The sequence below is a fragment of the Pseudonocardia aurantiaca genome (assembly GCF_039526725.1).
Lineage (GTDB): Bacteria > Actinomycetota > Actinomycetes > Mycobacteriales > Pseudonocardiaceae > Pseudonocardia > Pseudonocardia aurantiaca.
Map to the genome: position 1 here is coordinate 46,739 of NZ_BAAAJG010000026.1, position 25,775 is coordinate 72,513.

Sequence of the window (25,775 nt, forward strand, 5' to 3'; positions counted from 1 at the left end):
TCCGGGAGCCACCCCGACCGGTGATCGTCGTGGCCATGCGCATCCCGCTCGTGATCGCGACGACCGTCGTGCTCACGGTCGTGCTGGCGGTCGGCGTGGTGACGCTCAGCGCGGGCACCGGCGACGACCGTCCGCTCGAACCGATCACGGTCCGCGCGCCTGCCGTCCCCGTGCCCGCGGGCCAGCCCGGCCCAGTGAACCCGGTGAACCCGGCGGACCCGGGAGCGGCTGCACCGCCGCAGCGATTCCCCGAACCCGCCCCGCGGGACCCCGAGGGCTACGTGGCGCCGCCGCCTCCGGTGGACGACGACGATGATGACGACGACGGCCCCGGGGACGACGGTCCGGATGACGACGACTGACCGGCCCGGCGGCCCGCGTGGCGCGGGTGATCTCGGCCAGGATGGCTACCTGCACCATTCCGACCGGGCCATCGCCAGCGCGCAGGCCAGTACAAGGACCTCGATGGTTGCGACGCACGACCCCCCGACGGTGCCGACCCTGGCCGCGGCGCCCCGCGTGCGGCGGCTGCTCCCGTCGACCGCGCGGACGCGCATCATCGGCTGGGTCCTGCTGCTCGTGCTCGCCGCGCTTGCCGTCGTCACGTTCGTGACATGGCGGCTTCTCATCCAGGTCACCGACGAGCGCATGGACGCGGCGCTGCGCTTCGAGGTGGAGGAGTTCGAGGAGCTCACCGCCCCCGGCGTGAACCCCCGCACCGGGTTGCCGTTCGGGTCCGTCGACGAGGTCATCGGCGAGGCGATCGCCTACAACCCGGCGCGGCCCAACGAGAAGTTCCTCGGCTACGTCGACGGCGGCTACCGCACGCAGAGCCGCCAGGAGCCGGGCACGCCGGAGGTGCTCGCCGGGGACCACGACTTCGCCGCGCTCGTCGCGAACGTGCCGGTGCCGGTCATCAACGGAATCTACGACAGCCCGGCCGCCGGCGAGGTTCGCTACCTGGCCATCCCCGTGCAGCTCGAGGGCGACCCGGCGCGCGGCGTGATCGTCGCGGCATTCCTCGCCGACGCCGAGCGCGCCTACGCCGACGACGCCGCCCGGCTGATGCTCGTGGTCGGGGGCGTGACCCTGCTCGGCGCCGCCGCTGCCGCCTGGCTCGTGGCCGGGCGCATCCTGCGCCCGCTGCGGGCCGTCGCCGAGACCGCCCGCACCATCACCGACACCGACCTCTCGGGGCGCATCCCACACGCGGGCGACGCCGACGAGCTCGGCGACCTCGTGCGCACCGTCAACGCGATGCTGGACCGCGTCGAGACAGGGGTGGCCGCGCAGCGCCGGTTCACCGACGACGCCGGCCACGAGCTGCGCACGCCGATCACGATCGTGCGCGGGCACCTCGAGGTGCTCGACCCGACCGACGCCGACGACGTCCGCACGACCGTCGCGCTCGTCGACGACGAGCTGAGCCGGATGAACCGCATGGTCAGCGACCTCCTGCTGCTCGTCCGCTCCGAGCAGCCCACGTTCCTGCACCTGGAGCCGGTCGACGTCGCCGACCTCACCGCCGACACGTTCGACAAGGTCGAGCGGCTCGGCGAGCGGGAATGGGTGCTGGAGACGGCCGCCCGCGTCGACGCCGTGCTGGACCCCCAGCGCATCACGCAGGCCGTCGTCGCGCTCGCCGACAACGCGTGCCGCCACACCGCCCCTGGGGATCGCATCGGCATCGGGTCGCAGCTCACGGACGGGCGGCTGCGGTTCTGGGTGTCCGACACCGGCCCCGGCGTGAGTCCCGCTGACCGGGCCCGCATCTTCGAGCGCTTCTCCAGGGGCACCGAGGCCGGGCCGCGTTCGGACGGGGCCGGGCTGGGGCTGTCGATCGTCCGCGCCATCGCGGTCGCGCACGGCGGGCAGGTGCTGCTCGACAGCGTGCCCGGCCGCGGCGCCACGTTCACCGTCGTGATCCCGGCGGTCGTCCGGCAGGAGGGCCAGTGAGCGAGCTTGCGAGCTCACCATCGGGCACAGCAGCGCCGCGAACGCGGCCGACGAGCGCCAGCGAGGAGGGCTAGTGAGCGAGCTTGCGAGCTCACCATTGGATACAGCAGTGCCGCGAACGCGGCCGACGAGCGCCAGCGAGGAGGGCTCGTGAGTAGGATTTTGATCGCCGAGGACGAGCCGCGCATCGCCGCGTTCGTCGAGAAGGGGCTCTCGGCCAACGGGTTCGCCGTGACGGTGGTCGGCGACGGGCACTCGGCGTACGACTACGCGCTGACCGGCGGGTTCGATCTCATGGTGCTGGACATCGGCCTGCCGGGTGTGGACGGGTTCACGGTGCTGCGCAAGCTCAGGGCCGAGCAGTGTCACATTCCCGTGATCGTGCTGACCGCGCGCGACAGCGTGCAGGACACCGTCGCGAGCCTCGAGGGCGGCGCCGACGACTACATGCCGAAGCCGTTCCGCTTCGAGGAGCTGCTGGCCCGGGTGCGGCTGCGGCTGGCCACGGATCGGTCGGCGGAGCTCACCGTGCTGACCCTCGGTGGTCTCCAGCTCGACCTGCGGACCCGGCGGGCGCAGGTCGGCGGGCGCACGGTCGACCTGTCGGCCCGCGAGTTCGCGCTCACCGAGACCTTCCTGCGGCACCCGGGGCAGGTGCTATCCCGCGAGCAGTTGCTCAGCCACGTGTGGGGCTACGACTTCGACCCCGGGTCCAACGTCGTGGACGTGTACGTCAGGTACCTGCGTCGCAAGCTCGGTGCCGAGCGGATCGCCACCGTGCGCGGTATGGGCTACCGGCTCGACGACCTGCCCTGACTAGACCTGCCCTGACGATCAGGCGCCGCGGCAGATCTGGCCCTGGATCCGGCCTTCGTCGCACGCCTTGCGGAGATCGCGGCGGAACTGCTCCCACTGGCTGTTGCCCGGTCGGCGCTGGGCGTTCTGGTTGGCCCGTTCCTCCTGCTGAGCCTCCTGCCGGGCCTTCTCCTCCTCCGCCGCGGCGTTGGCGGCAGCGGCCTCGGCGGCGGCGGCGCGCTGGGCGATCAGCGAGTCCGCCCGCTCCCGGGCCGGCGCGAGGGCGAGCCCCGCGATCTGCGCTCCGGAGACGGGCGGGCCGGCCACCGTGGGGGCATCTGCGGGGTTCTGCGCGGGCGCGCCGGGGGCCGCCGGAAGGTCGGGGGCGGACTGGGCCGCGTCGACAACCGCCCCGTCGGGCATCGTCAGGACGGTGCCACCGCTCGCAGCGAGTGCGGCGAGGACGGACGCCGCGAGCACGGGCCGAGACGGGAACCGCACGAGCGCACCACCACTTCCGTGAGATGACATGAGCCCACTCAGACCATCGATCCAGGGCCGTGAGCGTTATCCAGGGTAGCCAAACGGGTGAAGATCACCTTCGGCGCCACCCGGACGCCGCAGCGCCCGCAACGATGGAGTGAGCAACCAAACGGGAAGCCGCTGCTCAGCAGACCGTGCGGACGACGGGTAGCAGCTGTTCTGTTCGGTAGATCGTTCCCTTTGGGTGAAGAACTCCCGCCAGAGCGTGATCGGGGGTCGAACAGCTCGTTCCCGTCAGCGACGGGTCCGGCCGCCGAAGGGGTGCGGCCGGACCCGGGTGTTGCGTCGCCTGCGGTCAGTCGTCGTCGTGGTCGTCGTTGTCCGGGGTGTCGTCGTGCGGAGTGTCGTCCCAGCCGTCGTCGTCCGGGCTGTCGAACGGCGAGTCGGGCGACTCGAAGGGGCTCTCGAACGGCGAGTCCGCCGATTCCGGGGACATGTCGGCTGCGGCTGGGGCCGGTGCGAGCGGCGCAGCGCCGCCGCCCGAGGTCGAGACGACCGTGATCGGCCGCGGCGTCAGGCGGTCGTCGTCATCGGAGGCGGCCGCGATGCCTGCTCCCGCGATGCCGAGCCCGCTGAGGGCGGCGCCGACGGTGAGGATCTTCCAAGTGGCCGGACGTTCCATGGTGCTCGCTCCTTCGATCGTTTTCGCTGACGAGGACCACGCTGCCGGGCGGGCATGAGTAATCCGGGAGATCCAGATGAGGCCGTTTTCAGGTTGAGGAGGGCCCTGAACAACTCGGCCCTACTGCCCGCTGCCCCGGGCAGCAGGAAACAGGAGCGCTTGTAACCAGCTCGCCGCGCTCACGTGCTCGCACCAGCACGGGCTGAGAATCTCGCCCATGACACGCCCAGGAGTCCACAGTGGATGATCTGGTCGTGACGGACGGCTGCTGTCTGTCGGAGCGGTTGAGGGCAGCTACCGGGCACGAGGCTGGGACGGCGACGCTACGGCGGGCTGGGACTTGGCAGGGGCGTCGGTAGACCCGAACGCGCGCTCGTATTCGCTGCGGTCAGCCAGTCAGCCGGTCGACAGTCAGCTCGGTGCGGCGGGAGCGGGCCAGAGCCAGCCCGCCGAGGATCGCGCCGATCAGCCCAAGCACCAGGGCCAAGGCGCCACCGGCTACTCCGTTGCCGGTGCCGAGACCACCATCGGCGACGGCCAGATTCACCGCGCCGTTGACCGCGCCGGTCAGCCCCGCTACCAGGGCCACGATGCCCCCCTTCCTCCCGCCGTTGCCGATACGACGGACGGCGCGCAGCGCCAGCCCGCCGATGACCACGCCGACCAGCGCCACCAGTGCGGCCACGCTGGCCCAGATTCGCTCGGGGGTACCGATGAAAGTATCGACACCCTGGCCCGCGCATTCTGCCGGCGTCGTACAGACTTGCGCGGCCGCCGGTGCGGCAAGCACAAATAGGACGGACATGAGGTGCGCCTTCTCTTCCTATGACTGGACGTCGCCAGAATCGTGTCCGCTGGACCCGCCGCCGGTCGTCCTGCTGACGTGGGCACTTCGCGCTGCCGCCGGTGCCGTATCCGGAAACATCACCTCGTTGCCCGACTCCCGTCCGTATAGGTGCGCCGCGAGGATGGTCACCCAGATCCAGGGCGTCACGAGGAAGACCACTGCGATGGCGTAGGGGTAGCCGCCAACGGCGGATTTGACGGCGATGAGGGCCGCGAACACGACCGGGACGGCGGCTCCGTAGAGGCCGTAAAACCAGGCCCATCCCCGGCGTCCGGTGGCGGCGAAGTGCCTCGCGATCACCACGCTTGTTGCGATGAGGAGGAAAGTGCTGGCCCCCCGCGAGGCGTTCTGGGCAGCCCCTTGCCAGGTGGTCTGCACCATCTCTGATGCGGCGCCGGGCGGGAAGCCGGCCACCGGGTCCGCGGTAAGCGCGCCGCCGATGACGTAGGCCACGCCGAACAGCCCGAGCAACCGCGGTCCCCACACCGCGCCCCGGCCCGTCCGCAGCACTTGTGCGGCCCCGACCGCGAACAGCACCGTGAGCACCCCGACCAGCAGCATGTTCGACTTGTGGATCCAGCCCAGGTCTCCAGCGGTCAGCGCCGTGAAACGGTGCCGGGCCAGGTCAAACCCGTCGCGGGTCAGCGCCTGGGCCATCGCCACCGTCACATATACCGGGCCGGCCACGGCGCCGCAGGCCAGCAGCGCCCGTGTCGGCAACGTCCGTCTCGCCATCATGCCCCTCCGATCGGCGACGCTTTGTGGCAACGATCCTGGTCGCCGGGCTGGGTCCGTGCGTCGGACGGCGGACGTGTCTTCGCCCTGATCCGCTGGGTATACGGTCAGCCGCCAGTGGTAGGCGTCCTCATCCGTTTGCGGTAGCCCCACAACCAGGCCTCACAGCATCCGACCGCCGTCGCACCCCAATGGAAACGCGAGCAACAGACGGATCCCCCAGATCCGACTGGGCTACTGCAGCGATTACCTGGCTGGATCGCGCTTCGTCCATGGTGATGTGAGGCGGCGTCGACCGACCAGCGGCCCGCGCCCACGATGAGCCGAAGAGCAGCCCGTCGAGGTCGTCGACGGCACTCTCGACGACCTCGACATTCGAGTCCTCCGGCTCCTTGCCGGTCTGCTCACCACCCGCCAGCCCGCGACCGAACCCAGCCCACCCTGGGCCAGCAATCGGGGATCAACGTCCCGATAGACGTGCTTCGGGTGCTATGCGCCATGGCTCATGCGGATAAGGCGGGATAGACAGCACTTCGGACGGCGGTCCAGGGTGTCGAGCTCGACTTGCGATGCACCCACCTGGACGCCGCTCGCTACGGGCGGAGTTGTTCAGGACCCTCCTCCAGCCAGCGCTCGGCGAGCGCGAGCCGGGCGCGCGTGTGCGCCGCCCAGCGGTCCTGCTGCACGCGGAACGGGCCGGTGGCAAGTCCGAGCACGGCGGCGGCGATCCGCGGCCGGACCTGCTCGGATGGGTGGGCCTGCTCGGCCGCGGCCAGCAGGGCGGCGCCGTAGCGGCGCACCGGCCCTGGCCGTGGGACGTGCAGGGCGAGCACCGACAGGTGGGCCAGCAGTGTCGCCCACTCGTCGATGCGGTGTCCGCGTCCCGCCGTGTCGACATCGAGGAGGCCGGTGACGGTGCCGGCGCGCGCAAGCAGTTGGCCCTCGTGGAAGTCGCCGTGCACTGGCACGACCGGATGCTTGCCTGGCTCGACGCCGATGAGGGCGGCCTCGAGGGCGCCCAGCCGGTCGCGATCCTCCGGCGCGGTGACGGCGGTGAGCGCGAGCACGGTGGCGAAGTGCCGCACCCGCTGCAGGTGCGTGCGCCTGCCGGGGAACTCGAGCAGCCCGACGGAGAGGGTGTCGAGCAGTGAGGTGAGCGCGGCCGGGCCGGGTGGCGGGATGTCCCCGTCGAGCAGGGCGCGCAGCGGGGTGCCGGGCAACTCCGGCATGACGAGCAGCCCGTCCGGAGTGCAGGCGAGGGGACGCGGCACAGGCATGTGTTCGGCGAGCAGGTCGTGGCGGGCGCGCAGTGCGGCAACCGCGGACGGGCGCACCACCTTCGCGTAGAGCCGGGGGCCACCCTCGCTGATCTCCAGCACCGCCCGCCGTCCGGGCCGGTAGGCGCGCACCCGTAAATGCGGGAGAGCCGTGCGGCGCACGCCGGCCGCACTCAGCGTCTCGGCGAGCCGGTGCGGGTCGGCCGCGACCTCGAGGGCGGGGAGCGCCGGGTCCTGCGGCCAGCGCCAGACGCCGACCACGGTGCCCTGGCCGTGGAGCAGCGCCGCGCCTGGCGGGATGTGGTCACCGGTGGTCGCGGCGAGCGTCTCGCGAGTCACGGTGGCGTCGGCGCGTTCGACGTGGGCCTCGTACAGCACGACGGCGGCTCCGGTCGGCTGGACGGTGACGGACGCGGCGCGCAGGCGGCGCAGCCGGCCGCCGTGGGCGCCGACGGCGACGGCGAGCAGCTCAGGGGCGTCCGGGCCCAGCAGCAGGGAGAGGGCGCCCGGCCAGCAGGGTTCGATCGGGGCGAGGAGCATCCGGCCAGGATGTGGACCGGTTGTGGAGCAGGCATGAGAGGTCGATGAGACCGCCCTCATCCACCTCTCCCCGGCGGCCGCCGCGGGCGCGCAGCGTCAGCGCCCCGATCAGCAGTACGACGACCACGATCGGCGCCCACCCGGCGTGCGTCATCACGTGCGGGCCGACGCGGTTGCCGAGCACCACCAGCGTCGTGGCCCACGCGGAGCCGGAGACGACCAGCACGGGGCCGGCGATCCGGTACGGCACGCCCGCGCCGCCCGCGACCCGCGGCATGATCGGCCGCGCCGCCGCGGCCCAATGCCCGCACGCCAGCAGGGCGGCCGTCGCGACCGGCCCGCGCTCGGCGAGCCACCCGCGGGCCTGCTCGGCCCGAGCGTGCACCGCCCGCCGTCCGCGTGACGCGGGCGGTTCGAGGGCGGGCCGCCCTCGTCGCGTCTGCCCGCGCCACCAGCCGAGGTGCGCGCCGGTGACGGTCGCCGCCGCACCCACCGCGACGGCAGCCAGGAGGGCATCCGGAACGGCGTGCGACCACAGCCCGAGCGCGACGAGGAGCGTGGTGCCGGGCAGCGCCATCCCGGCGAGAGTGCCGCTCTCGACCACGAGCAGCACCGCTGCGACCGCGAGCACCGCGGGGACCGGCAGCGCACCAACGGCGTCCAGCACCGCTGTGAGCACCTCCATCAGCGCGGGCGCCGGCACACGAACAACCGCGACGGCGGGACGTTGCGCCACACCGGACGCGTCGCGACCACCTCCTCGAATCTCGCATCGAGGTCCTCCCGGAGGTTGCGGACGAGCGCCGGGAGCGCTGTCAGCGTGCTGATCGTCGCGAACACGCCGTCGGGGGCGAGCGCGGCCGCGATCTCGGCGAGCATGTCGCGGCGTTTGGCGGGCGGGAGCAGCGTCCAGGGCAGCGACGAGACGACCGCGTCCACCGGTCCGACGTCCGCGTCGGCGAGCAGCGTGCGGAGGTCGGCGGCGTCACCGTGGAGCATCTCGATCCACGGAAGCGTGCGGCGCAGGTGCGCGACGAGCTCGGCGTCCAGCTCGACCGCCACGTAGCGCGAGCCGGGGGCGAGCCGTGCGCGGACGACGGGGGAGATGGGGCCGGTGCCGGGCCCCAGCTCGACCACGGTGGTCGCGGTCGTGCTCGGTACCACGGCCGCGATCTCCGCGGCGAGCGCTGCTCCGGTCGGGGCGGGCGCCCCGATCATGGCCGGCTCGCGCAGCGCCCGGCGTAGGAAGGTTGCATACGTCGTCACGCTGATCATGCTCTTTCCCCCCAGGCGTGAAAACGATCGGGCTGGACCGCTGATCCACTGGCGGGACAACCCGATGGTGGGGGTGGGGCTAGGCCTACCGCAAGCAGTTGCGGTGATCGGTCAGACTGGTGGCCGTGACCCGAGTGCGGGAGTGGCTCCGTGCTGCCGTCCGCCTATTTGGTCTCGTCGGCACGTCGTTGCTCGCGCTCCTGCTGTTCTGCACGCTGCTCGTCGGGCTGGTGCTGGTGCCGCTGTTCGGGATGGGCGTTCCCGTCGTGGCAGGGTCGCTGCGCGCCACCCGCACGCTGGCCGACGTGCACCGGCGGGAGGCCGGCAGCGTGCTCGGTGTGCGGCTGACCGGTGCCTACACATCGGAGCCCGGGTGGGCGTGGCGCGACCTGGTGGCGTGCCTGCGCGACCAGCAGAACGGCCGCGACGCGGTGTGGCTCGTCGTGCACGGCCTCGGCGGGGTCATCGTCCTCTGGGTCGGGTACATGCTGGCCGCGGTCGTCTCGGGCGCTGTGATCGCCTCGAACGGCCCGCTGTCGGTGTTCACACTGCCCGTCGTGGTGAGTGCTGCGGTCGTCTGGTGGACCGTGCCGTGGGTCGTGTGCGGCTTCGCGCTGCTGGCGCGGGTGCTGCTGGCCCCGTCCGACGCGGTGCTGGCGAAGCGCGTCGAGCAGCTCGCCGAGTCCCGAGCCGCCGCCGTCGACGCGCAGGCCGCCGAGCTGCGGCGGATCGAACGCGACCTGCACGACGGGGCGCAGGCCCGCCTCGCCGCCGTCGGCATGACGCTGGGGCTCGCGGCACAGGCTCTGCACACAGATACGCGCCGCGCGGGCGAGCTGCTGGATGAGGCCCGCGCCGACGCCGGGCGGGCGCTCGCCGAGCTGCGCGACCTCGTCCGCGGCATCCACCCGCCGGTGCTGGGAGCGCCCTGAACAACTCGGCCCTACTGCGCGCCGCCCAGGCGGGCACCTCGCGGCGTTGGACGTTCGGGCCGATACAACAGCGGTATCGGCCCTCCGCGTCAGGTGACCCGATGCGATGCACCCACCTGGACGCCGCTCGCTACGGGCGGAGTCGTTCAGGACCCTCCCAGCCGACCGCGGGCTGGCCGGCGGGCTGGAGGCAGCGGCGCTGCTCTGCCCGGTCCCGGTCGCGGTGTGGGTGGATCTCCGGGGCCGCCCCGACGCGCCCGTCGAGTCGGCGCTGTACTTCACCGCCACCGAGGCACTCGCCAACGTCGGCAGGCATGCGCACGCCACCCGGGCCTGGCTGCGCGCCTCGTACGCGGACGGCTTGCTCAGCGTCGTCGTCGCGGACGACGGGCGCGGGGGCGCCGACCCGTCCCGCGGCACCGGCCTGCGCGGCATCGAACGCCGCCTCGCCGCCTTCGACGGCACACTGCGCGTGGCGAGCCCGCCCGGCGGTCCGACCGAGATCACGATGGAGCTGCCGTGCGTCCTCTCCGGACCGTCATCGCCGAGGACCACGTCCTCCTCCGCGACGGGCTGATCCGGCTGCTCGGCGCCAACGGCTTCACCGTCGTCGAGGCTGTGGACAACGGCCCCATGCTGCGCGACGCCCTGCTGCGCAACCGCCCCGACGTGGCCGTCGTCGACGTGCGCCTGCCCCCGACGTTCACCGACGAGGGCTTGGCGGCGGCCGTCGCGGCGCGTAAGGAGGTGCCCGGTCTCCCGGTGCTCGTGCTCTCCCAGTACGTCGAACAGCTCTACGCGCGCGAGCTGCTCGCCGACCAGGCCGGCGGGGTCGGATACCTGCTCAAGGACCGCGTCGGCAACGTCGACGAGTTCGTCGAGGCCGTGCGGCGGGTGGCGGCGGGCGGCACGGCGATGGACGCGGAGGTGATCGGCCAGCTCCTCGGCCGCCGCGCCGCGCCGATCGCGACCCTGACCCCACGGGAGCGGGACGTGCTGGAACTCGTCGCCGAGGGCCGTTCCAACGCCGCGATCGCGGCGGCGCTTTTCGTCACGGAGAAGGCGGTGGGCAAGCACATCACGAACATCTTCACGAAGCTGGGCCTGCCGCCGTCCGACGACGACAACCGCCGCGTGCTGGCCGTGCTCGCGTACCTGCAGGCAGTGGGCCAAAGCATGTCCGACGGATCAACGCCGCCAGGCGGGGATCCATCGGTGAGATGAGAGACGCGACTACCCTGGTATCTCGTGTCACTCACCCTCGGCATCGTCGGCCTTCCCAACGTGGGCAAGTCGACGGTGTTCAACGCGCTGACCCGCAACGACGTGCTCGCCGCCAACTACCCGTTCGCGACGATCGAGCCGAACGTCGGTGTGGTGCCCCTGCCCGACCCGCGGCTCGAGGTGCTCGCCCGCATCTTCTCCTCGGCGAAGATCGTGCCCGCCACCGTGTCGTTCGTCGACATCGCGGGCATCGTCAAGGGGGCGTCCGAGGGCGCGGGGCTGGGCAACAAGTTCCTCGCGAACATCCGCGAGTCCGACGCGATCTGCCAGGTCGTGCGGGTCTTCGACGACCCGGACGTCGTGCACGTCGACGGCCGCATCGACGCGGCGGGCGATATCGAGACGATCTCCACCGAGCTGATCCTCGCCGACCTCCAGACGCTGGATAAGGCCGTCCCGCGCCTGACCAAGGAAGCGCGGATGCAGAAGGACCGGCGCCCGGTGCTGGAGGCCGCCGAGCAGGCGGTCGAGCTGCTCAACGGCGGCACCACCCTGTTCGCCGCGCGCGTCGACCCGGAGCCGCTGCGCGAGCTGACGCTGCTCACCACCAAGCCGTTCCTGTACGTCTTCAACGCCGACGAGGGCGTGCTGTCCGACGAGTCGAAGCGCAAGGAGCTGGCCGAGCTGGTGGCCCCGGCCGACGCGGTGTTCCTCGACGCGAAGGTCGAGGAGGAGTTGCTGGAGCTGGACGAGGAGTCGGCCCGCGAGTTGTTGGAGTCGATCGGCCAGGACGAGCCGGGGTTGTACTCGCTCGCGCGCGCCGGGTTCCACACGCTCGGACTGCAGACCTACCTGACTGCAGGGCCGAAGGAATCGCGGGCCTGGACGATTAAGAAGGGCGCGACGGCGCCCCAGGCGGCCGGGGTGATCCACACCGATTTCGAGCGCGGGTTCATCAAGGCCGAGATCGTCTCCTACGACGACCTCGTCGAGGCGGGCTCGATGAACGCGGCCAAGGCGGCGGGGAAGGTGCGAATGGAGGGCAAGGACTACGTCATGGCCGACGGTGACGTGGTGGAGTTCCGCTTTAACGTCTGACACCGGGCTGTCTTGCCTGGTCAGCGGACCAAGCAGTCCCGCCGTTCGTCAGTCGTTCGTCAGTAGGCAGAGCCTGTGACGGTTGTCGAATGATCGGGCCGACTCGCGGACTCGATGGGGTTGGCCGTGAGACTCAGCGGCCACGGTCATATCCAAGGCTTGAGCTAGGGCGTAGTCCGGGCAGTCGGTCGACTTTGGCGTCCATATGCCGAGTAGCTGGACATCTGTCGCGGTCCTCCCGCGGACGTGTAACGCCGATGCACGTGCTCGCGACGGTAGTTCTGGTACGACCGGTCAAGAGGAGCGGCAAGAGATGCTGGGCATATTGGATACGACGTTGCTTGCGTCGAACGTTGTAAAAGCGCTCCTTGTTTCGAAGAATCGCAATATTCATGAGTTCGAACTTTCGGCTATCGGGCGCAAGTGTCGGACTCGCAGATTTTTTCTCTATGTTCTGGCGGCCAGTACCGCATGCGCGACGGGCATACTAATCGCGTTTGGCAGATTTGCATTTGCCTTGCCGGCAGATTTCGTCCTCGCCACTGCGATCGCTGGGGGCCTGATCGCGGTAACGCTGGCAGGAATCGGTGCATTCCAGTATAATCAAGACCTAGTTAACTTCGTGCCCGAGATGGCACTGGAGCAGGAGCGTAAGGCGGAGGAAGAGCGGCTTCGTGAGCTGACTGACACATCTCTGCCGGCTATGCTGAAGTTTAATCGCGATCAGATGGTGCTCTATCACACCATCGCTACCACGCAAGCTCGCGTTGCTGGGCGAAACAGTCAGCTAGCAATTGCGGCGGGGTTCGTTTTGCTTATTGCGGGCGCTGTCATCGCTATTCTGAGCCCGGATATGACGACCAAGATCGTGACTGCTTCTTTAGCGGGCCTCGGAGGAATCTTCTCGGGCTACATCACGAAGACGTTCTTTGTGGCTCAAGATCGCGCCATTCAGCAGTTGTACAGTTACTGGCAGCAGCCGCTTACGACGAGCTACTTGTTGGCGGCTGAGCGAGTCGCGACCCAGGTTGATGCTTCCTCTCGCGAAGTGTACTTCGCTGAGCTATTAAAGCATACGCTGCGTATTGTGTCACCCCAATCTGAGATCGGTAGTGATCTCGGCATGGCCGGTGGAGCGACCGGGAGTCAGGGGCGCCAGCTGCTAGACAGTGGCATTTCGAATGCCAAGGAAATCAGCTCGGCTTCGACTGCTCAGCCTCGTGGAAGGATGGAGCGATTTCTGCGTAAGCCATTTCGGCAAGGACCTCAGTGAGCATGGATGACGCACCAGATCGTGTGCGATCTTCTGCCGTTGGCCAGAGGTGCGCGTAGGTGTTCAGCGTGACGGTCGCGCTTGAGTGCCCAAGTGCGCGCTGGACAGTCACCACATCGCAGCCCGCCGCGATTAGGCCGGACGCGTAGAAGTGCCGCAGGTCGTGCAGCTTGATCGTCGGGCTGCCCGCCGCCTCACGAGCCTTGCGCCACCAGTAGCCGACCGTGTTCTGGTGCGGCGGGTTTCCATTGTCGCCGTGAAACAGCCAATGCTCGGCGCCGCGGGCGGACAGACGGGCGATGTGGGCCTTGACGATGGTGACCAGGCCGTCGGCGAGGTAGACGGTCCGCTCGCTGCCGTACTTTGGTGACCGGATCTCGACGCCCCCACCGCGCTCGCGCTGGACCTGGCGGCGGACGAGAAGCGTCCGCCCCGAGAAGTCGATGTCGCCAACCTGGACCGCCGCAGCCTCGCCGAGGCGCAGCCCAGCGAACGCGCAGAGAGCGACGAACGCGCGGAAGTCACGATCCGCGGCGTCGAGGAGCGCGCGGACCTGCAGCGCAGTCGGCAGCTCCATCGCGACGTCGGAGCGGCGGCCGCGCGGGAGCCGGACACCCTCGCTCGGATCCGCCGCGATGATCCGGTCCTTGACGGCACCTCGGAGCGCAGCCCGAACGTTGTTGAAGCGGGTTCGGATGGTGCCCGCCGCGAGCCCCTGAGGCTTACCCAGCCCGCGATCAGCGGACTGCATCGTCTTCACCCACGCCTCGATGTGCGACCGCACGAGGGACCGCATCGGGACGTCCCAGAACGTCACGGAGCGGGCGGCGAGGTTCATCGCACGTTCCGTACCGGGCGCCCAGAGCTGCCGGGCGGCCCACCGCTCGAAGTAGTCGCCGAAGCTCACCCGGCCGGCGTTCGGGTCGACGTAGTTGCCGGTGACCAGGGCCGTCGTCTGCTCGTCCAGCCACCGTTGCGCGTCGACCTTGCGTTGCGTGGTCCGGGTGACCTGCTTCCCGCCCGGGTAGGGGCGGTACTGGGCCTGCCAGCGTCCGTTCGGCAGCTTCCGGATGCTGGCCACTACGCAACCTCATGGACGAGCGAGGCGACCCAGGCGCGGACGTCTTCCGGCCTGTAGCGGACATGGCGACCGACTCGGATACCGCGAGGTCCGTAGCCCCGGCCGCGCCACTGGTAGAGCGTCTGGACTGGAACCCGCGGGTAGTCCGCGACGTCCTTGATGCCCCAGAGCTGTTCGGTCATGACGGCCTCCCGGTGGTGGTCCTGCGCTGTTCCCGGTTGCGTTCGGCGTGGGCGATGGCGAGTTCGCGGTCGGTGTCGGTGTGGTGGCCGATGCCGACGAGGTGCCAGTCGTTGATGACGAGGACCGGGTCGTCGGCGGGGTGGCCGAGCTGGTCGAGCTGCTCGGCGAGGCGCCAGGCCCGGCGGTCGCCACGGATGGTGCGGAAGGTGGTGGAGTAGGCGCGGCTCTTGGTGAGGAAATGGCCGCGGAACCCGAGCATGTGAGCCCACTTGCGCAGGTTCAGCTCCGCGTACTGCGGCAGGCCGCCGAGGTGCCAGGCGGTCTCGATCAGCCGCCGGTGGTGCTCGGCCAGCGTCATGCGCTCGAGGTGCGCGAGGGAGCGGATGGGGCGGTCGGGGTGGCCGTCGGTCTTGCCGGTGCCCTTGGTGGCGTACTTGGCGATGTAGCCGGCCAACCGGCTGTCGGTGATCTCGCCGGTCTCGTCGGTGACGGAGTCGTGGGCGGTGGGGGTGATCTCGCGCAGGTCGAGTTGCGCGCCCCAGCGCAGGGTGAGGGTGGTGCCGTCGGGTTGGGTGGTGTCGAGGCTGGTCGCGGTGGCTGCCTCGTGGACGGCGTCGCGCAGGGCCTCGGCGGTGAGCCCGGCGGGCGGCGGGTCGGCGGGTCCGTCCGAGCCGTCGAGCCGGATCGCGGCGTGGAAGTGGACGAGCCCGCGGCGCTGGTATTCGGCGACCTTGGCGTAGGACAGCCGCGCGACCTGGCCGAACCGGCGGCCGGAGACCCCAAGCCGAGCGGCGAGCGCGCGGCGCAGGGCGATGGCGAAGCGGTGCCAGAGCTTCCCGGCGTGGGCCTGCCAGAGCACCGCGGCGGTGTAGTCGTAGCTGTCGTGGTCGATCGCGCCGCCGAGCTGCGGGTCGTTGTCGCGATGGTGCGTTCCGCAGGCGCACGGGATGACCCGGCCGCGGGCGGTGAGCCGTCGAGTGTGGACGGGTCCGAACGACGGCGCGGTCAAGGTCAGGAAGAGCCGGGGCCGGTCGGTGATGGTGGCGGGGATGCCGCGTTCGGCTCCGGCGAGTCCGGCGCGGATGAGGTGGAAGGCGTCGGCGGCGTAGCGGTCCGAGCAGGACGGACAGACCGTCTCGCGGCGGTTCCCGCACGGTGCCCAGACCTCCCCGGTGCGCTGGACCAGGACGCGCCCGTCGGAGGTGGTGATGGTGGAGGAGCCGCGGAGCCGGACGGGGTGGGCGCAGCCGCCGGTGGCTTCCATGCGGGCCCGCCAGGTCGGGTAGTCGAACGAGCGCAGCCGGTGGGTCAGGTCCAGGTCGCTCATCGGGGGTAGGCCTCGTGTTCGTGTTCGATCTCGACGGGGTCGGCGCGCAGGCCGTAGTGGCGGGCGAGGCGTTCGGCGCCGGCCCGGTAGGAACGGGCCCGCCCGATGACCTCCCCGGCGCTGGTCTCGACGAGGTAGCTGCCGTTCTCGCGGACGATGGCGCCGGAGAACTCATCCGCGGTAACCAGGCCATGCCCGGGTCGGACAACGTCGACGAAGACCCGCACCCGGTCCCCGGGCTGGGCGTCGGTGCTCGCGATAGGGGCGACGTCGACGGTGGTGGCGGCTTCGGGCTCGGTGCGGCCGTCGACGGTGACGGTGACCCGGGACCCGTGGACGAGGCGCCCGGCGCTGAGGAGGTGATGCACGGTGGCGGCGACGTCGGGGCGGACGGGAAGGGCGTGTTCGGCGGCGCGGGTGCCGATGTGGCGGGTGTGCACGGCCTCGCCGATCCCGACCAAGACGAACCCTGGATCGTGGGCGTCCCGCAGGACGCGGTCGGTGATCTCGTCGTCGAACAACAAGCCCTGACCGGCCGACTCCCGGTGGAACAGGCGGGTCATCGGGACCACCACCACGAGTACCGGGCCTCAGTGCCCCATTCAGTGGCCAGCGCGCGGGTCGTCTTCCACTCGATCAGGGCGGCGCCGACGACGGCGGCCCAGAACCAGCCAGACCCGGTGCCCAATACGAGCCAGAGCACTCCGAGGGTGGCGGCGAGGGCGAGGGTGACGCGCAGCCAGGTGGCGGCGGCCCATCCGGTGACGGCCCACATCACGCCGCCTCCCCGTCCTCGACCGTGCGCAGTGCGGGAGGCGCGGGCGGGGCGCAGCGGGCGACGAGCTCGTCGATCTCGTCGTCGGTGACCAGGCAGGCGCGGAAGCGGATCGGGAGCCGGGAGCGCTGGTCGATCACGTACCCGATCCCGGCGTGGGCGGGGTCGCCCGGGATCTCATCGGCCAGCGCGCCCCGCTCACGGGCACCTTCACCGAGGACCATGTCGACGTGGGAGCTAGCGGTGACGCCGAGGCAGATCCGGGTGGGGAACAGCTCGCGGACGTCGACGACGTCCTTGGACGGTTCCTGGACGTAACCCATGACCGAGGTGAGGCAGGCCCGTCCTTGAGTGAGGATCTCGGCGAGCAGGCGCAGGGCCTCGCGGACGTCGCCGCGTTCCCCGTAAGCGGTGAGCATCGCCATCTCGTCGATCACGACCAGGTCCAGCGGGGTCTCTGGGGAGACGTCGAGGCGCCGCAGCCCGTGGGCGGCCATGTGAGCCTGGCGGGCCTTCATCTCGTCCCGCACGGCGGTCAGGACGGCGATGGCCTCGGCCGGGGTGGTGGCGTGGCGGTGGAACAAAGGCGCTCCGCGATGGGTCTCGGCGCCGCCCTTCAGATCGATCACGTGCACCCGCACCAAGCCGTCGCGGATCGCGGGCCCATCGCGCGCAGGGGCGCCCAGATCAGCGAGCCCTTCCCGGAGCCGGTGGCGCCGGCCACCAGGACGTGACGGCCGGGAACGCCCAGGGTGAAGGGGTGGCCGTACTCGTCCTCCCCCGACCGGGAGCGCGGCGAGGTCTACGGCGTCGGCCTCCGCGGGGATGACCGGTGCGGGAATGGGCAGGGTGAAGGGCATCTGTCGTTCGACCACGACGGTGAGCACGCCGGGGCGGTGACGGGTGACGGCGACCCGGTGGGCGCGCATCGCGTCGGCGAGGGTCTCGGTGCGCCCCGCCCACAGCGTGAGGTCCTGGCCGCGGGTGAGACGGACCCGCAGGGTGTCGATCGAGCGCGTGGCCGAGCGGACCCGCAGTACCCGTGGGGCGTCGATGCGGCCGGTGTGGTGGTTCTCCCTCGCGAGGCCGCAGTCGGCGAGCAGAGCCGCCCAGCGGCGGCCGCGGTAGGTGGTCCAGCGCCGCCAGGCTGCGCGCAGGGTGGGGGCGGCGAGGCGGTCGAACGTGGGCGGGTGCAGCCGCCCCCACACCACCACGGCCAGCAGCAGCGCGCCGATAGTGATCGGCGGCCGGGACCGGGCCGACGAGCACCGCGGCCGCGACGAGGGTGGTGGGGACGAGCAGGAACAGGGGGTGGCGGGCCAGCCAGGCCAGGCCGCGGAACTCGCCGCCGACCGGGCGGGAGGAGTGCCGGACCGTCGGGCGGTGGTGTGCTTCGGCGTGGCGTAGGGACGGGCGGTGCAGCGGGCGGGCCATGATCAGACTCCCTTGCGGATGGCGAGCTGGGCCAGGCGCAGGCCCTCGGCGACCCCGGCGCGCCAGGCCTGCTCGGTCGGGACCTCCGGGGTGGTGGCGTGCAGGAACCGGCGGCGCTCGCGGTCCAGGCGGCGCACGAGGCGCCCGACGCCGTTCGCGGGCTGACGGACCCGGCCGTGCCGGACGGGCTTCTCGGTGGCGGTCAGGGACATGTCGTCTCCTCGGGAGTGGTGGCGGTGCAGGGGGTTCCGGTGCCGTGACAGACGGGACAAATGCCGTCGCCGGGGCAGTCCCGGCCGTCACCGGCGCCGGGGGAGGTGTCCGGGGTGGTGCCGTAGCCGTCGCAGACGTCGCACGAGCCGGAGCCCGAACAGCCGCCGCAGACGGCGGTCGTGGTCGCGGTGGTGGTCATCAGGGGCCTCCGGTTCCGGGGGTGGCCTGTTTTCGGGCAGGGGGCAGCCACTGCGGAACTGCGGTTATTTCGCCGATCAATGAGGGGTCGGCTGCCCCGTCCCCGAGCGCGGCCGATCAGGCCGCCGGGAGGTGGGCCGTCAGGCCCGGGCTGCTACTTGTCGCTGCTCGGGCGCGGCGCCGGGGCCGAGGCGTGCTTGAGGCCCATCGCCCGCCACGCGAGCCCGGAGTTGACCCGGCCCGCGGACTCGAGCTGGTAAGGGGACACGCGGACGTCGATCAGCTCGACCCGCACGTCCTCCCCGAAGTCCGGGCCGGGATCGGTCGCCAGCGTCACCTTGATCTCCTCGCCCTTCGGGGCCCGCTCGCCCGGCTTGGCCCGCAGCTTCGCGAACAGCGACACCGTGAACTGGGTGGCGCCGTCGCGGTCGGTCACCGGGATCTGGGCGCCGTTGACGTCATCGCGCATCTTCGGGGCGGGCGGCTCCACGATCGTCAGCTTGTAGCCGCCGAGGTTCACCGGAATGTCTCGCATCGCTCTTGCTCCTTCGATCGGTCCGTGTAGGCCCCTAAACATCTGAAGCAGTGACGTTGAGGGGGCTAAACCGACGATGGTCCGCGGCGAGCCTACTTGTCAAGGGGCCTAAACTCGCGGGCGTGGATGAGGAGTTCGAACGCCTGCGCCGGGAGCCTGACCCGGTGCGACGAGGGCGCAGGGCTACCGAGCTCCTGGCTACCTACCAGCAGCGCTCGGTGGAACTGGCGCGGCTGCGTCGGGCCGCGATCGAGGAGGCGCGGGACCAGCTCGGCGGCAGCTACACCGAGGTCGCCAAGGCGTTCGGGCTGACGAAGGGCCGGATCACGCAGATCCGCAACAGCGCACCGCCCGCGCACCGGGCGTTCTTCGGGGTCGGCCCGCTCGACGTCGCGGTGGTCGGCCGGCGCATCTTGGAGCGCGAGGACATGGTCATCGCCGCCGAGGACGACGCGGTGGGCGCGCACCTGATCGCGGAAGCCGAGCAGCTCGCGTTCACCGCCGAGCGGCTGGTCATCGACCCGCGCCAGGAGTGGGAGCCGGCCAACGACGCGATCGTGGTGTGTGGCCCGGCGTCGGCGCACATCGGCAACGCGCTGATGAGCGAGGACCCGGTACTCGGCATGACCATCGCCGACGGGGGCCGCTGGTACATCGTGGACAAGGCGACGGGGGAGCGGTTCGGCTCCGCGTTGGACGACCCCGAGCCCCGCCGGGCCGACGTCGCCTACCTCGCCCGCCACGTCCGGGACGGCCAGGTCGTCACGCACATTGCCGGTGTTCACGCGCTCGGCTCGATCGGCGCCGCGCACTACCTCACCGAACACCTGGCCGAGCTGTACGCGGCGCACCCCGACGAGTCTTTCAGCATGGCCGTGACCGCCGAGTTCGACGGCCTCACGCCCAAGTCCAGCGACGTCCTCGTGGCCCCGCGACCATGGGCCTGACCGTCGCCGCTGCATCGCTTCCTGGCGGGGACCCGCCGGGACAGGACCGGTGGGGGACGAGCGCGCGAGCCGCGGTCGTGCTCGACGGCGCCAGCTCGTACAGCCCGGAGGCCCCGCCTGCCGATGACTACGTCGACGTGCTGCTCCCGGCTCTGCTCACCCGCGTGGACGACGGCGATCTCCGCGAGCAGCTCCGCGAGGCTCTCGCCGAGACGGTCGACCGACTCGGGTTGATGCCCGGCGCGGCGCCCTCGTCCACTGTTCTGATGCTGCGAGTGGGGGAGGCGCTGGTGGAGGTGGCGGCCCTTGGCGACAGCACAGCTGTCATCGGCCACCCGGACGGCACCACGAGCCGACTGTCCGACGACCGGCTCGCCCGCATCGGAGCTGACAAGCGCCGCGCCTACCGCGAGCACCTGCGGCGGGGGAGTGGTTTCGGTTCCGAGCACGGCGGCCGTCTACGCGAGCTGCAGCGCAGCGAGTTCCCGCACCGAAACCGGCCCGGGGGCTACTGGATCGCAGAGGCCGATCCTGCGGCTGCTGATGAGCTGGTGAGTTGCTCGTTCCAACGGGACGCGGTCTCCTGGGTCGTGCTCGCCACCGACGGAGCCCAGAAGCACGTCGACCGGCTCGGTGGCCAGTGGGACCTCATCGTGAACCAGGACAACGATCAGCTCACCGCGTTCCTCAAGAGCGCGCAGCAGTGGGAGACCGAGGCAGATCCGGACGGCATCGAGATGCCCCGATCCAAGCGCCACGACGACAAGACCATCCTCGCCTGGCAGCAGCCCGCGCCGTCACCCATCAACTGAGCACGCGCCTCGCTGCATGGCTGCTCCGCACGCAGCTGACCTGCAGTTCCCCGTAGCCCAAGGCCGCGGGGTTCAGACTTTCTCTACCTGTTCAAGGCGCCGCCTCCGGCGGCGCGGGCGGGCTTGGCTCGCGCGCTCCTGCCTCCGGCCCGCGCGCGGCCAGCCCGCCCGATAGCTCGTCGTCGCCGCGTTGAGCCACAGACTTGGCAGAACCGTGGCCCCAGTGCTCGCTCAACGGCTCTCGGGTCTCATGGACGGTCTCGCCGGTGGACGGATCAACGACCGTCTCCTCGTACCAGTCTCCGTCGCGATCGATCAGCCGGCGCTTGCGGACCCAGCGCCCGCTTGCAACCGACAGTTGATCTCCGGCCTGCAGCTCGAATCGAGGTCTCTTCACGCCCGGCGCCTTGCCCCGCAGGCCGATGAACTCGTGCAGTTGCGCGTGGTCGGACCCGTGTAGGTCAACCAACCACGAGATGGAGCCGCAGTCTGGGCATGGTTCGCTCTGCACCTGTGGGTCGTGTCGCCACTGGTCAGGCTCCGGGATCGCCCAGCCACACATACGGCAGGAGACGGCGGCTTCGACGTCGGGATCCTGACCCGGCGGAGTCATCTCGCAGACCTTACGCGGGCTCCGCCCGAACCCCGGCACCGCTCAGAGATCCGGGGGAGTGCGGCGGGGTGGTGATCTCCTCACGGCACGCCGATACGGCAGCCAGACCGAGGGGCGGGCCACAAGGCGGGACGACGTGCCTTGCACCCCACCCCTCGGCCCGGCAGGGTTCCACCCGCGCCGCGAGGAGATCACCACCAGCTCCCAGCGTGGGGAGAAGATCCGGGCCATTCACGGGCCATTCACGGGCCATTACGAGCAGTCAGCAGCGGTCAACGACGGGGTACCCAGACCGGGACGCGGCGCAGGTCAGGACCGGGACGTCGCCCCCACACGCTGATTCCCAAGCAGATGTCTCCGCAACAGCGAAAGTTCGCTGAACGTGTGGTCTCTACTCCGCAGTCGCTGTTATCTGATAAGTCCATCGAACTACGACGCCGTTACCATCCGTCTCAAACGGTTCAGCACTGATGGTGTCGAGTCGAAAAGGCGTCCGCCCGAAGTGTCTCAATGCTTTTGAGTTTACAAACTCAAGAGCCTCCACCTCGGAGCTGGCCGTCGTTCCGAACGTCTCGGTTGTCGCCATCCGGTGCACCTCCCGCGTCGCTTCGTGCTGTCAGATCGTGTTGCAGCCTAGGCTGGGTGCGGCACCCCGTCGTCGACCTCCCTCGGCCAGCTGTGCCCGGGACACCGCGCGATTGGGGCTGCGCAGGTCGACGGGATGCCGCACGAGCCCCGAAGTGGGTCAAGATCGGTGGGCCGGCCCGTTCGTCAATCGTTCGTCAGGACACCCACCGGCAGCGGAGAACAGCGACAAGCGCCGAGCAGCGTTCGCGCAGGTCAGTACCGGTGTCGGGGGAGTCGTGGCAGGTGGGCGCGACCTGCCGACTCGTTCCGCTTCTACGTCTGAGCCAGGCCCCTTTGGCCTGGTCAGTGTGACCTCCAGCGGTCAGTGGCGCCGTTTTCCCAGCATTATCTGACGTGGTCTCACGAGTTCAGGGTGCTGCACGGCGGTCTTGCACCGAGGCGGTCGCGACCACGACGGTGAGCAGCTGATCGAGGGTGTCGGTGACGAAGAACCGCTTGCGGTCGGTGATCTTCTTCACCGAAGGCTGGCGGGCCGCTGCGGCCCCACGCACCGTCAACGAGTCCGACACCTCATTCATGCTTCACCCGTGAACCCGGGGGCCGTCGACCAGCCCGCACAGCAGCAATCACCTGGCGATCCCGGGCGCTGCCTTCGCTGAGGGCGCGGGCATGGATCGTGATTGATGCGCGTGCATGTCAGAACAGCCTGACACGCACGCGCCCTGTCAACCCAGCGAACCCAGCCTGACCGCCTGCTTGAGGAAGACGACGCCGTCGATCATGTCGAGCTGGGCCGGGTCCAGGGGGAAATAGGCGAAATCGTGGGAGATGCGCGTGGCGGGCTTTGTGATGGCCTCGGCCAGACGGCGGGCGTCGATGAGAGAGTGGTCCCACGGGAGCGTGGACAGGATGCCCTCGACGGTGTCCGCGGGCGGGGTGTTGTCGCCGGCCGTGCCGAAGGCGGAGGCCAGGAAGACGTACCGGTCGCCCAGATGCGACCCGGTGATCGCTCCCGCGCTCCACCACTCCAGCTGCTGGTCGCCGAACGACATGAAGCTCTTGTTCCGCTGTAAGTGGAGGTTGGAGGCGAAGACCAGAGCCGGGCCGTGCTCGGCTACGGCACGCAGGTTGGCGGCCATCATCGCGTCCCGCAGGGCCGACAGCCGGGTCCACCGTGCCGGGGACGCGTCGGCCATCCAGTAGTGATAGCGGAGCAGGCCGGTGGCAGTGCGCCCATACAGTGCCGCCCGCTCCCTGTCCTGCGCGCTCAGCTGCGGCGCCTGCGTGTCGAATAGCGCCACCAGGTCGTCGGCGATCAGCCGCAGGCGCTGGGCGTCGGCGGACTGGCCGATCGACTGGGACGGATCCATGGCCGCGGCCTCGTTCGACCACCGGTCGTCCGGGCCCAGCAGCGTGTCGAGGGTTTCCCTGGTGACTACGGTGCGGGGGAGCGGGCCGTCGAGGAGGGCGTAGAGCGCGGTGAGCGCCTGGCGAGGGCTCGCCGCCCAATACTCCAGAGGGCCGTCGAACCCGAAAAACCGCAGCTTTTCGTCATGCCCCTCGTTGTACGCCCGCATCCAGCGCAAGATGTCGCGGTTGGCCGGTGACGTGCCGAAGCCATGGCTGAAGCCGCGTTCCATGACGTCATCGAGTGTGCCCGCGCCCGTCGTGATGTAGTCGTCCACCACGAGGCCCATGAGACAGTCGCTCTCGATGGCGAACGACCGGTAGCCCTCGTGCTCGACCAGATGCCGGAACATCTCGTTGCGCAACTCGCCCAGCTCCCCCACGAAGTGCCTGGCCTCGCCCAGGCCGAGCAGCAGGGGCCGGGCGGGAAGCGACCGGAGGAACGCCGAGACGCCCGCGCCATCGAGCAACCGGGCCGTGTCCTTGATATCCATGCCTTCAACGGTATCGCTGAACCCTCGGTGTAAACTTTGTCCGGGAAATCCCCGGTCTATACGCGATGGACCTTCAATCGATGATGCATTCATGAGGCCAGTGGACCTGGCGCGCGAGCACGGCTTGTCCACCCAGGCGATCAGGAACTACGAGGACGCCGGCATCCTGCCCGCCGCCGAACGCACCGTCACCGGCTACCGCACCTACACGCCGCTGCACGCGCAAGCCCTGCGCGCGTTCCTCGCCCTTGTCCCCGGGCACGGTCACCAGACGGCCACGTCAATCATGCAGGCGGTCAACCGCGGTGCCACCGAGGACGCGCTGCGGCTCATCGACGAGAGCCACGGCCAGCTCCTCGACGACCGCCGCACCCTCCAGGCCGTCGAAGCTGCGCTCGGCGATCTGGCGCCTGTGCCGCAGGAACGCGGCGAAACGTTCATCGGCCCCCTGTCCAGACGGCTCGGCCTTCGCCCCGCCACCCTGCGCAAATGGGAGAACGCCGGGTTGGTCCGGCCGCGCCGTGACCCGCAGACGGGTTACCGGATCTACAGCGCGGCCGACGTACGGAACGTCCGGCTGGCCCACCAGCTCAGGCGGGGCGGCTACCTACTGGAGCAGATCGCCCCGCTGATCGCTCAAGTCCGCTCCGCCGGAGGCGTCGCCCCACTGGAGTCGACCCTGCGCGACTGGCAGGCCCGCCTGTCCGCCCGGGGCCGCGCCATGCTCAAGGGCGCCGCCGACCTGGACGCGTACCTCCGCGCCCGCGAGCCCTACTGAGTCCAAGTCACGGGTGCCTCAAACGGGGACGGTCCGGCGTCTCAGTTCGTAGGAACTGGAACACCGCCGAGCAGCCGTGATCGCGCCGGCTGCGCCTCGTGCTGCATCGTCTTCGAGGTGCCTGCGACCTCGATCACCGCTCGCATCACCCGCCGGGGATGAGGCGATCCCCGGACAGCGCATGGAAGCGTCGAAATGGCCGGCCGTCGCCGGATGTCGCGTCGCCGGCCGGGTCTTCGAGACGACCAAGAGCTGGAATCTGCAGGAGTTGGCATGTCGAACCACTTCAGCGCGGACAATCTGACGTTTCCCGGTGACGATGCGCGCCTGGACCTCACCGACCTCTTCGCATTCACGTCGCCGGACGACCCCGGGAAGACCGTGCTGATCATGGACTGCGACACGTTCTTGACCAGACCAGATTTCCACCCCGACGCGGTCTACCGGATCAACATCGACAACGATGGTGACGCGCACGCTGACGCCGCGTTCTCGTTCGTGTTCTCGGAGCCGGAGAACGGCACGCAGACCGCGACCGCCTACTACGTCACCGGCAGTCAGGCACGCCAGCCCGAACCTGCGGGTGACGTGCTCGTCGCCGCCACGCCGGTCGGCTTCGACGCGACTGCACAGTCCGTCCAGGCCGGCCCATCCCGGCTGTTCTTCGGGGTGCGCAGTGATCCGTTCTTCGCCGACGTCGAGGGCGCCCTGCACGACTTTCGGTGGACCGGGCACGACACCTTCGGCGACAAGAACGTCCTGTCCATCGCGCTCGAAGCGCCGAACGACATGCTCGGCGCCGATCCGATGATCGGCGTCTGGGCCACGATCAGCGTGCGCCGCGACGGCAGCCTGGTGCAGATGGACCGCGGCGGCAATCCAACGATCAACCCGTTCATCACCCCGGACGGTCAGAAAGCCGAATTCAACGCCCGGCAACCCGCTGATGACGTGGAGAACTACCTTGTGCCGTGGTTGAGACTCCTGCAGGAGAACGGCTACCCGCCCGAGGAGGCCGAGGCCGCCGCCCTGCAGATGCTGCCGGACATCCTCCGTTACAACCGCGCCCAACCGGCCGCCTATCCCAACGGCCGCGTCCTCACCAACGACGTCTTCAGCTGGCGTTGGGCATGGCTGACGCATGGAAGGGTCGGCTCTCAAGGCCTCGAGCCGCACAAAGATCTCCTGGCCGAGTTTCCCTACCTGGGGCCGCCGCACACCTGACCCGAGGCCACGTCGCCAGCGCTGAGGTCTAAATAAACGAGCGACGGAG

The 25,775-nt window shown here is 70.4% G+C and carries 32 protein-coding genes; 13 read left to right on the forward strand and 19 right to left on the reverse strand.

Features of this window, described 5'->3' with window-relative positions; genetic code table 11:
• The first annotated feature begins 35 nt into the window (after window positions 1–35).
• The 3 genes from ABD143_RS31180 to ABD143_RS31190 all read left to right on the forward strand — a co-directional run bounded on the left by ABD143_RS31180 (window position 36) and on the right by ABD143_RS31190 (window position 2,772).
• Complete coding sequence (locus tag ABD143_RS31180) at window positions 36–362, forward strand: hypothetical protein (RefSeq protein ID WP_343985124.1); 327 nt, start codon at window positions 36–38, stop codon at window positions 360–362.
• On the forward strand, window positions 349–1,956 hold the full coding sequence (locus tag ABD143_RS31185) for a sensor histidine kinase (protein ID WP_343985126.1): 1,608 nt from the start codon (window positions 349–351) through the stop codon (window positions 1,954–1,956). The genes ABD143_RS31180 and ABD143_RS31185 overlap by 14 nt, the downstream gene beginning before the upstream one ends.
• A gap of 150 nt (window positions 1,957–2,106) precedes the next feature.
• Window positions 2,107–2,772 carry a response regulator transcription factor gene (locus ABD143_RS31190; RefSeq protein WP_343985128.1) on the forward strand — a complete coding sequence of 222 codons (666 nt, stop codon included), beginning with the start codon at window positions 2,107–2,109 and terminating at the stop codon, window positions 2,770–2,772.
• Window positions 2,773–2,790: 18 nt separating this feature from the next.
• Here ABD143_RS31190 and ABD143_RS31195 read toward each other — a convergent pair whose 3' ends face one another.
• From ABD143_RS31195 to ABD143_RS31225, 7 genes are all read right to left on the reverse strand, one after another.
• Window positions 2,791–3,252, reverse strand: a complete 462-nt coding sequence (locus tag ABD143_RS31195; protein WP_343985130.1) for a hypothetical protein — start codon at window positions 3,250–3,252, stop codon at window positions 2,791–2,793.
• 337 nt (window positions 3,253–3,589) lie between these two features.
• Window positions 3,590–3,916: a hypothetical protein gene (locus ABD143_RS31200; protein WP_343985132.1), complete on the reverse strand. Its 327-nt coding sequence runs from the start codon at window positions 3,914–3,916 to the stop codon at window positions 3,590–3,592.
• A 388-nt stretch (window positions 3,917–4,304) separates the two neighbouring features.
• Window positions 4,305–4,721, reverse strand: coding sequence for a DUF6223 family protein (locus ABD143_RS31205; RefSeq protein ID WP_343985134.1), 417 nt, complete (start codon window positions 4,719–4,721; stop codon window positions 4,305–4,307).
• 18 nt (window positions 4,722–4,739) lie between these two features.
• Window positions 4,740–5,501: a DUF998 domain-containing protein gene (locus tag ABD143_RS31210; RefSeq protein ID WP_343985136.1), complete on the reverse strand. Its 762-nt coding sequence runs from the start codon at window positions 5,499–5,501 to the stop codon at window positions 4,740–4,742.
• Between the two features lie 590 nt (window positions 5,502–6,091).
• Window positions 6,092–7,315 carry a phosphotransferase gene (locus ABD143_RS31215; protein WP_343985138.1) on the reverse strand — a complete coding sequence of 408 codons (1,224 nt, stop codon included), beginning with the start codon at window positions 7,313–7,315 and terminating at the stop codon, window positions 6,092–6,094.
• Entirely contained in the window at window positions 7,245–8,018 is a 774-nt protein-coding gene (locus ABD143_RS31220; RefSeq protein ID WP_343985140.1) for a hypothetical protein, read from the reverse strand. Before ABD143_RS31220 ends, ABD143_RS31215 begins: the two co-directional genes overlap by 71 nt.
• On the reverse strand, window positions 8,000–8,590 hold the full coding sequence (locus ABD143_RS31225; protein ID WP_343985142.1) for a class I SAM-dependent methyltransferase: 591 nt from the start codon (window positions 8,588–8,590) through the stop codon (window positions 8,000–8,002). The genes ABD143_RS31220 and ABD143_RS31225 overlap by 19 nt, the downstream gene beginning before the upstream one ends.
• A gap of 125 nt (window positions 8,591–8,715) precedes the next feature.
• On the opposite strand from ABD143_RS31225, the gene ABD143_RS31230 reads away from it, so the two are divergent.
• The 5 genes from ABD143_RS31230 (at window position 8,716) to ABD143_RS31250 (ending at window position 13,117) form a co-directional block, all read left to right on the forward strand.
• Window positions 8,716–9,522, forward strand: coding sequence for a sensor domain-containing protein (locus tag ABD143_RS31230; RefSeq protein ID WP_343985144.1), 807 nt, complete (start codon window positions 8,716–8,718; stop codon window positions 9,520–9,522).
• Between the two features lie 106 nt (window positions 9,523–9,628).
• On the forward strand, window positions 9,629–10,099 hold the full coding sequence (locus tag ABD143_RS31235; protein ID WP_343985146.1) for a sensor histidine kinase: 471 nt from the start codon (window positions 9,629–9,631) through the stop codon (window positions 10,097–10,099).
• Window positions 10,042–10,746: a LuxR C-terminal-related transcriptional regulator gene (locus tag ABD143_RS31240; RefSeq protein WP_343985148.1), complete on the forward strand. Its 705-nt coding sequence runs from the start codon at window positions 10,042–10,044 to the stop codon at window positions 10,744–10,746. The genes ABD143_RS31235 and ABD143_RS31240 overlap by 58 nt, the downstream gene beginning before the upstream one ends.
• A 24-nt stretch (window positions 10,747–10,770) precedes the next feature.
• Window positions 10,771–11,844 carry a redox-regulated ATPase YchF gene (gene ychF, locus ABD143_RS31245; RefSeq protein WP_343985150.1) on the forward strand — a complete coding sequence of 358 codons (1,074 nt, stop codon included), beginning with the start codon at window positions 10,771–10,773 and terminating at the stop codon, window positions 11,842–11,844.
• Between the two features lie 313 nt (window positions 11,845–12,157).
• Window positions 12,158–13,117 carry a TRADD-N-associated membrane domain-containing protein gene (locus tag ABD143_RS31250; RefSeq protein WP_343985152.1) on the forward strand — a complete coding sequence of 320 codons (960 nt, stop codon included), beginning with the start codon at window positions 12,158–12,160 and terminating at the stop codon, window positions 13,115–13,117.
• On the opposite strand, the gene ABD143_RS31255 is transcribed toward ABD143_RS31250, so the two are convergent.
• Genes ABD143_RS31255 through ABD143_RS31280 form a run of 6 tightly spaced genes read right to left on the reverse strand, consistent with a single transcriptional unit; the run spans window position 13,038 to window position 17,697 of the window.
• Window positions 13,038–14,198: a tyrosine-type recombinase/integrase gene (locus ABD143_RS31255; protein ID WP_343985154.1), complete on the reverse strand. Its 1,161-nt coding sequence runs from the start codon at window positions 14,196–14,198 to the stop codon at window positions 13,038–13,040. The two genes, ABD143_RS31250 and ABD143_RS31255, sit on opposite strands and share 80 nt — an antisense overlap.
• Complete coding sequence (locus tag ABD143_RS31260) at window positions 14,198–14,380, reverse strand: helix-turn-helix transcriptional regulator (RefSeq protein WP_343985156.1); 183 nt, start codon at window positions 14,378–14,380, stop codon at window positions 14,198–14,200. Before ABD143_RS31260 ends, ABD143_RS31255 begins: the two co-directional genes overlap by 1 nt.
• Window positions 14,377–15,708: a replication initiator gene (locus ABD143_RS31265; RefSeq protein WP_343985158.1), complete on the reverse strand. Its 1,332-nt coding sequence runs from the start codon at window positions 15,706–15,708 to the stop codon at window positions 14,377–14,379. The genes ABD143_RS31260 and ABD143_RS31265 overlap by 4 nt, the downstream gene beginning before the upstream one ends.
• The gene (locus tag ABD143_RS31270; protein WP_343985160.1) at window positions 15,705–16,271 is read right to left on the reverse strand and encodes a hypothetical protein; all 567 of its coding nucleotides are present in this window, start codon (window positions 16,269–16,271) and stop codon (window positions 15,705–15,707) included. Before ABD143_RS31270 ends, ABD143_RS31265 begins: the two co-directional genes overlap by 4 nt.
• Window positions 16,268–16,483: a hypothetical protein gene (locus ABD143_RS31275; protein ID WP_343985828.1), complete on the reverse strand. Its 216-nt coding sequence runs from the start codon at window positions 16,481–16,483 to the stop codon at window positions 16,268–16,270. Before ABD143_RS31275 ends, ABD143_RS31270 begins: the two co-directional genes overlap by 4 nt.
• Window positions 16,483–17,697 (reverse strand): FtsK/SpoIIIE domain-containing protein, encoded by a 1,215-nt coding sequence (locus ABD143_RS31280; RefSeq protein WP_343985162.1) that lies wholly within the window; start codon window positions 17,695–17,697, stop codon window positions 16,483–16,485. Before ABD143_RS31280 ends, ABD143_RS31275 begins: the two co-directional genes overlap by 1 nt.
• A 22-nt stretch (window positions 17,698–17,719) precedes the next feature.
• Here ABD143_RS31280 and ABD143_RS31285 point away from each other — a divergent pair, with 22 nt between their 5' ends.
• Complete coding sequence (locus ABD143_RS31285; RefSeq protein WP_343985164.1) at window positions 17,720–17,890, forward strand: hypothetical protein; 171 nt, start codon at window positions 17,720–17,722, stop codon at window positions 17,888–17,890.
• 29 nt (window positions 17,891–17,919) lie between these two features.
• Here ABD143_RS31285 and ABD143_RS31290 read toward each other — a convergent pair whose 3' ends face one another.
• The 3 genes from ABD143_RS31290 to ABD143_RS31300 all read right to left on the reverse strand — a co-directional run bounded on the left by ABD143_RS31290 (window position 17,920) and on the right by ABD143_RS31300 (window position 18,863).
• Window positions 17,920–18,129 (reverse strand): hypothetical protein, encoded by a 210-nt coding sequence (locus tag ABD143_RS31290; RefSeq protein WP_341333632.1) that lies wholly within the window; start codon window positions 18,127–18,129, stop codon window positions 17,920–17,922.
• Entirely contained in the window at window positions 18,120–18,329 is a 210-nt protein-coding gene (locus ABD143_RS31295; protein WP_343985167.1) for a hypothetical protein, read from the reverse strand. The genes ABD143_RS31290 and ABD143_RS31295 overlap by 10 nt, the downstream gene beginning before the upstream one ends.
• A 153-nt stretch (window positions 18,330–18,482) precedes the next feature.
• On the reverse strand, window positions 18,483–18,863 hold the full coding sequence (locus ABD143_RS31300; RefSeq protein ID WP_341333634.1) for a hypothetical protein: 381 nt from the start codon (window positions 18,861–18,863) through the stop codon (window positions 18,483–18,485).
• Window positions 18,864–18,985: 122 nt separating this feature from the next.
• On the opposite strand from ABD143_RS31300, the gene ABD143_RS31305 reads away from it, so the two are divergent.
• Both ABD143_RS31305 and ABD143_RS31310 read left to right on the forward strand, forming a co-directional pair.
• Window positions 18,986–19,810 (forward strand): hypothetical protein, encoded by an 825-nt coding sequence (locus ABD143_RS31305; RefSeq protein WP_343985169.1) that lies wholly within the window; start codon window positions 18,986–18,988, stop codon window positions 19,808–19,810.
• Window positions 19,801–20,622 (forward strand): hypothetical protein, encoded by an 822-nt coding sequence (locus ABD143_RS31310; protein WP_343985171.1) that lies wholly within the window; start codon window positions 19,801–19,803, stop codon window positions 20,620–20,622. The genes ABD143_RS31305 and ABD143_RS31310 overlap by 10 nt, the downstream gene beginning before the upstream one ends.
• 91 nt (window positions 20,623–20,713) lie before the next feature.
• Here ABD143_RS31310 and ABD143_RS31315 read toward each other — a convergent pair whose 3' ends face one another.
• The 3 genes from ABD143_RS31315 to ABD143_RS31325 all read right to left on the reverse strand — a co-directional run bounded on the left by ABD143_RS31315 (window position 20,714) and on the right by ABD143_RS31325 (window position 23,724).
• A complete protein-coding gene (locus ABD143_RS31315; RefSeq protein WP_343985173.1) occupies window positions 20,714–21,235 on the reverse strand; it encodes a hypothetical protein in 522 nt (173 codons plus the stop codon).
• Between the two features lie 995 nt (window positions 21,236–22,230).
• Window positions 22,231–22,401: a hypothetical protein gene (locus ABD143_RS31320; RefSeq protein WP_343985175.1), complete on the reverse strand. Its 171-nt coding sequence runs from the start codon at window positions 22,399–22,401 to the stop codon at window positions 22,231–22,233.
• A gap of 147 nt (window positions 22,402–22,548) precedes the next feature.
• On the reverse strand, window positions 22,549–23,724 hold the full coding sequence (locus ABD143_RS31325) for an erythromycin esterase family protein (protein ID WP_343985176.1): 1,176 nt from the start codon (window positions 23,722–23,724) through the stop codon (window positions 22,549–22,551).
• Between the two features lie 91 nt (window positions 23,725–23,815).
• On the opposite strand from ABD143_RS31325, the gene ABD143_RS31330 reads away from it, so the two are divergent.
• Complete coding sequence (locus tag ABD143_RS31330; RefSeq protein ID WP_343985178.1) at window positions 23,816–24,502, forward strand: TioE family transcriptional regulator; 687 nt, start codon at window positions 23,816–23,818, stop codon at window positions 24,500–24,502.
• 273 nt (window positions 24,503–24,775) lie between these two features.
• Complete coding sequence (locus ABD143_RS31335; RefSeq protein ID WP_343985180.1) at window positions 24,776–25,726, forward strand: DUF4331 family protein; 951 nt, start codon at window positions 24,776–24,778, stop codon at window positions 25,724–25,726.
• The last annotated feature ends 49 nt before the right edge of the window (window positions 25,727–25,775 follow it).

Coding starts and splice junctions, on each gene's coding strand:
- ABD143_RS31310 (WP_343985171.1), top strand. CDS start 19,801: ATGGGCCTGACCGTCGCCGCTGCATCGCTTCCTGGCGGGGACCCGCCG.
- ABD143_RS31250 (WP_343985152.1), top strand. CDS start 12,158: ATGCTGGGCATATTGGATACGACGTTGCTTGCGTCGAACGTTGTAAAA.
- ABD143_RS31320 (WP_343985175.1), bottom strand. CDS start 22,401: ATGAATGAGGTGTCGGACTCGTTGACGGTGCGTGGGGCCGCAGCGGCC.
- ABD143_RS31335 (WP_343985180.1), top strand. CDS start 24,776: ATGTCGAACCACTTCAGCGCGGACAATCTGACGTTTCCCGGTGACGAT.
- ABD143_RS31205 (WP_343985134.1), bottom strand. CDS start 4,721: ATGTCCGTCCTATTTGTGCTTGCCGCACCGGCGGCCGCGCAAGTCTGT.
- ABD143_RS31225 (WP_343985142.1), bottom strand. CDS start 8,590: ATGATCAGCGTGACGACGTATGCAACCTTCCTACGCCGGGCGCTGCGC.
- ABD143_RS31290 (WP_341333632.1), bottom strand. CDS start 18,129: ATGTCCCTGACCGCCACCGAGAAGCCCGTCCGGCACGGCCGGGTCCGT.
- ABD143_RS31315 (WP_343985173.1), bottom strand. CDS start 21,235: ATGACTCCGCCGGGTCAGGATCCCGACGTCGAAGCCGCCGTCTCCTGC.
- ABD143_RS31185 (WP_343985126.1), top strand. CDS start 349: ATGACGACGACTGACCGGCCCGGCGGCCCGCGTGGCGCGGGTGATCTC.
- ABD143_RS31235 (WP_343985146.1), top strand. CDS start 9,629: ATGCACCCACCTGGACGCCGCTCGCTACGGGCGGAGTCGTTCAGGACC.
- ABD143_RS31300 (WP_341333634.1), bottom strand. CDS start 18,863: ATGCGAGACATTCCGGTGAACCTCGGCGGCTACAAGCTGACGATCGTG.
- ABD143_RS31200 (WP_343985132.1), bottom strand. CDS start 3,916: ATGGAACGTCCGGCCACTTGGAAGATCCTCACCGTCGGCGCCGCCCTC.
- ABD143_RS31265 (WP_343985158.1), bottom strand. CDS start 15,708: ATGAGCGACCTGGACCTGACCCACCGGCTGCGCTCGTTCGACTACCCG.
- ABD143_RS31180 (WP_343985124.1), top strand. CDS start 36: ATGCGCATCCCGCTCGTGATCGCGACGACCGTCGTGCTCACGGTCGTG.
- ABD143_RS31210 (WP_343985136.1), bottom strand. CDS start 5,501: ATGATGGCGAGACGGACGTTGCCGACACGGGCGCTGCTGGCCTGCGGC.
- ABD143_RS31270 (WP_343985160.1), bottom strand. CDS start 16,271: ATGACCCGCCTGTTCCACCGGGAGTCGGCCGGTCAGGGCTTGTTGTTC.
- ABD143_RS31295 (WP_343985167.1), bottom strand. CDS start 18,329: ATGACCACCACCGCGACCACGACCGCCGTCTGCGGCGGCTGTTCGGGC.
- ABD143_RS31275 (WP_343985828.1), bottom strand. CDS start 16,483: ATGTGGGCCGTCACCGGATGGGCCGCCGCCACCTGGCTGCGCGTCACC.
- ABD143_RS31330 (WP_343985178.1), top strand. CDS start 23,816: ATGAGGCCAGTGGACCTGGCGCGCGAGCACGGCTTGTCCACCCAGGCG.
- ABD143_RS31260 (WP_343985156.1), bottom strand. CDS start 14,380: ATGACCGAACAGCTCTGGGGCATCAAGGACGTCGCGGACTACCCGCGG.
- ABD143_RS31215 (WP_343985138.1), bottom strand. CDS start 7,315: ATGCTCCTCGCCCCGATCGAACCCTGCTGGCCGGGCGCCCTCTCCCTG.
- ABD143_RS31325 (WP_343985176.1), bottom strand. CDS start 23,724: ATGGATATCAAGGACACGGCCCGGTTGCTCGATGGCGCGGGCGTCTCG.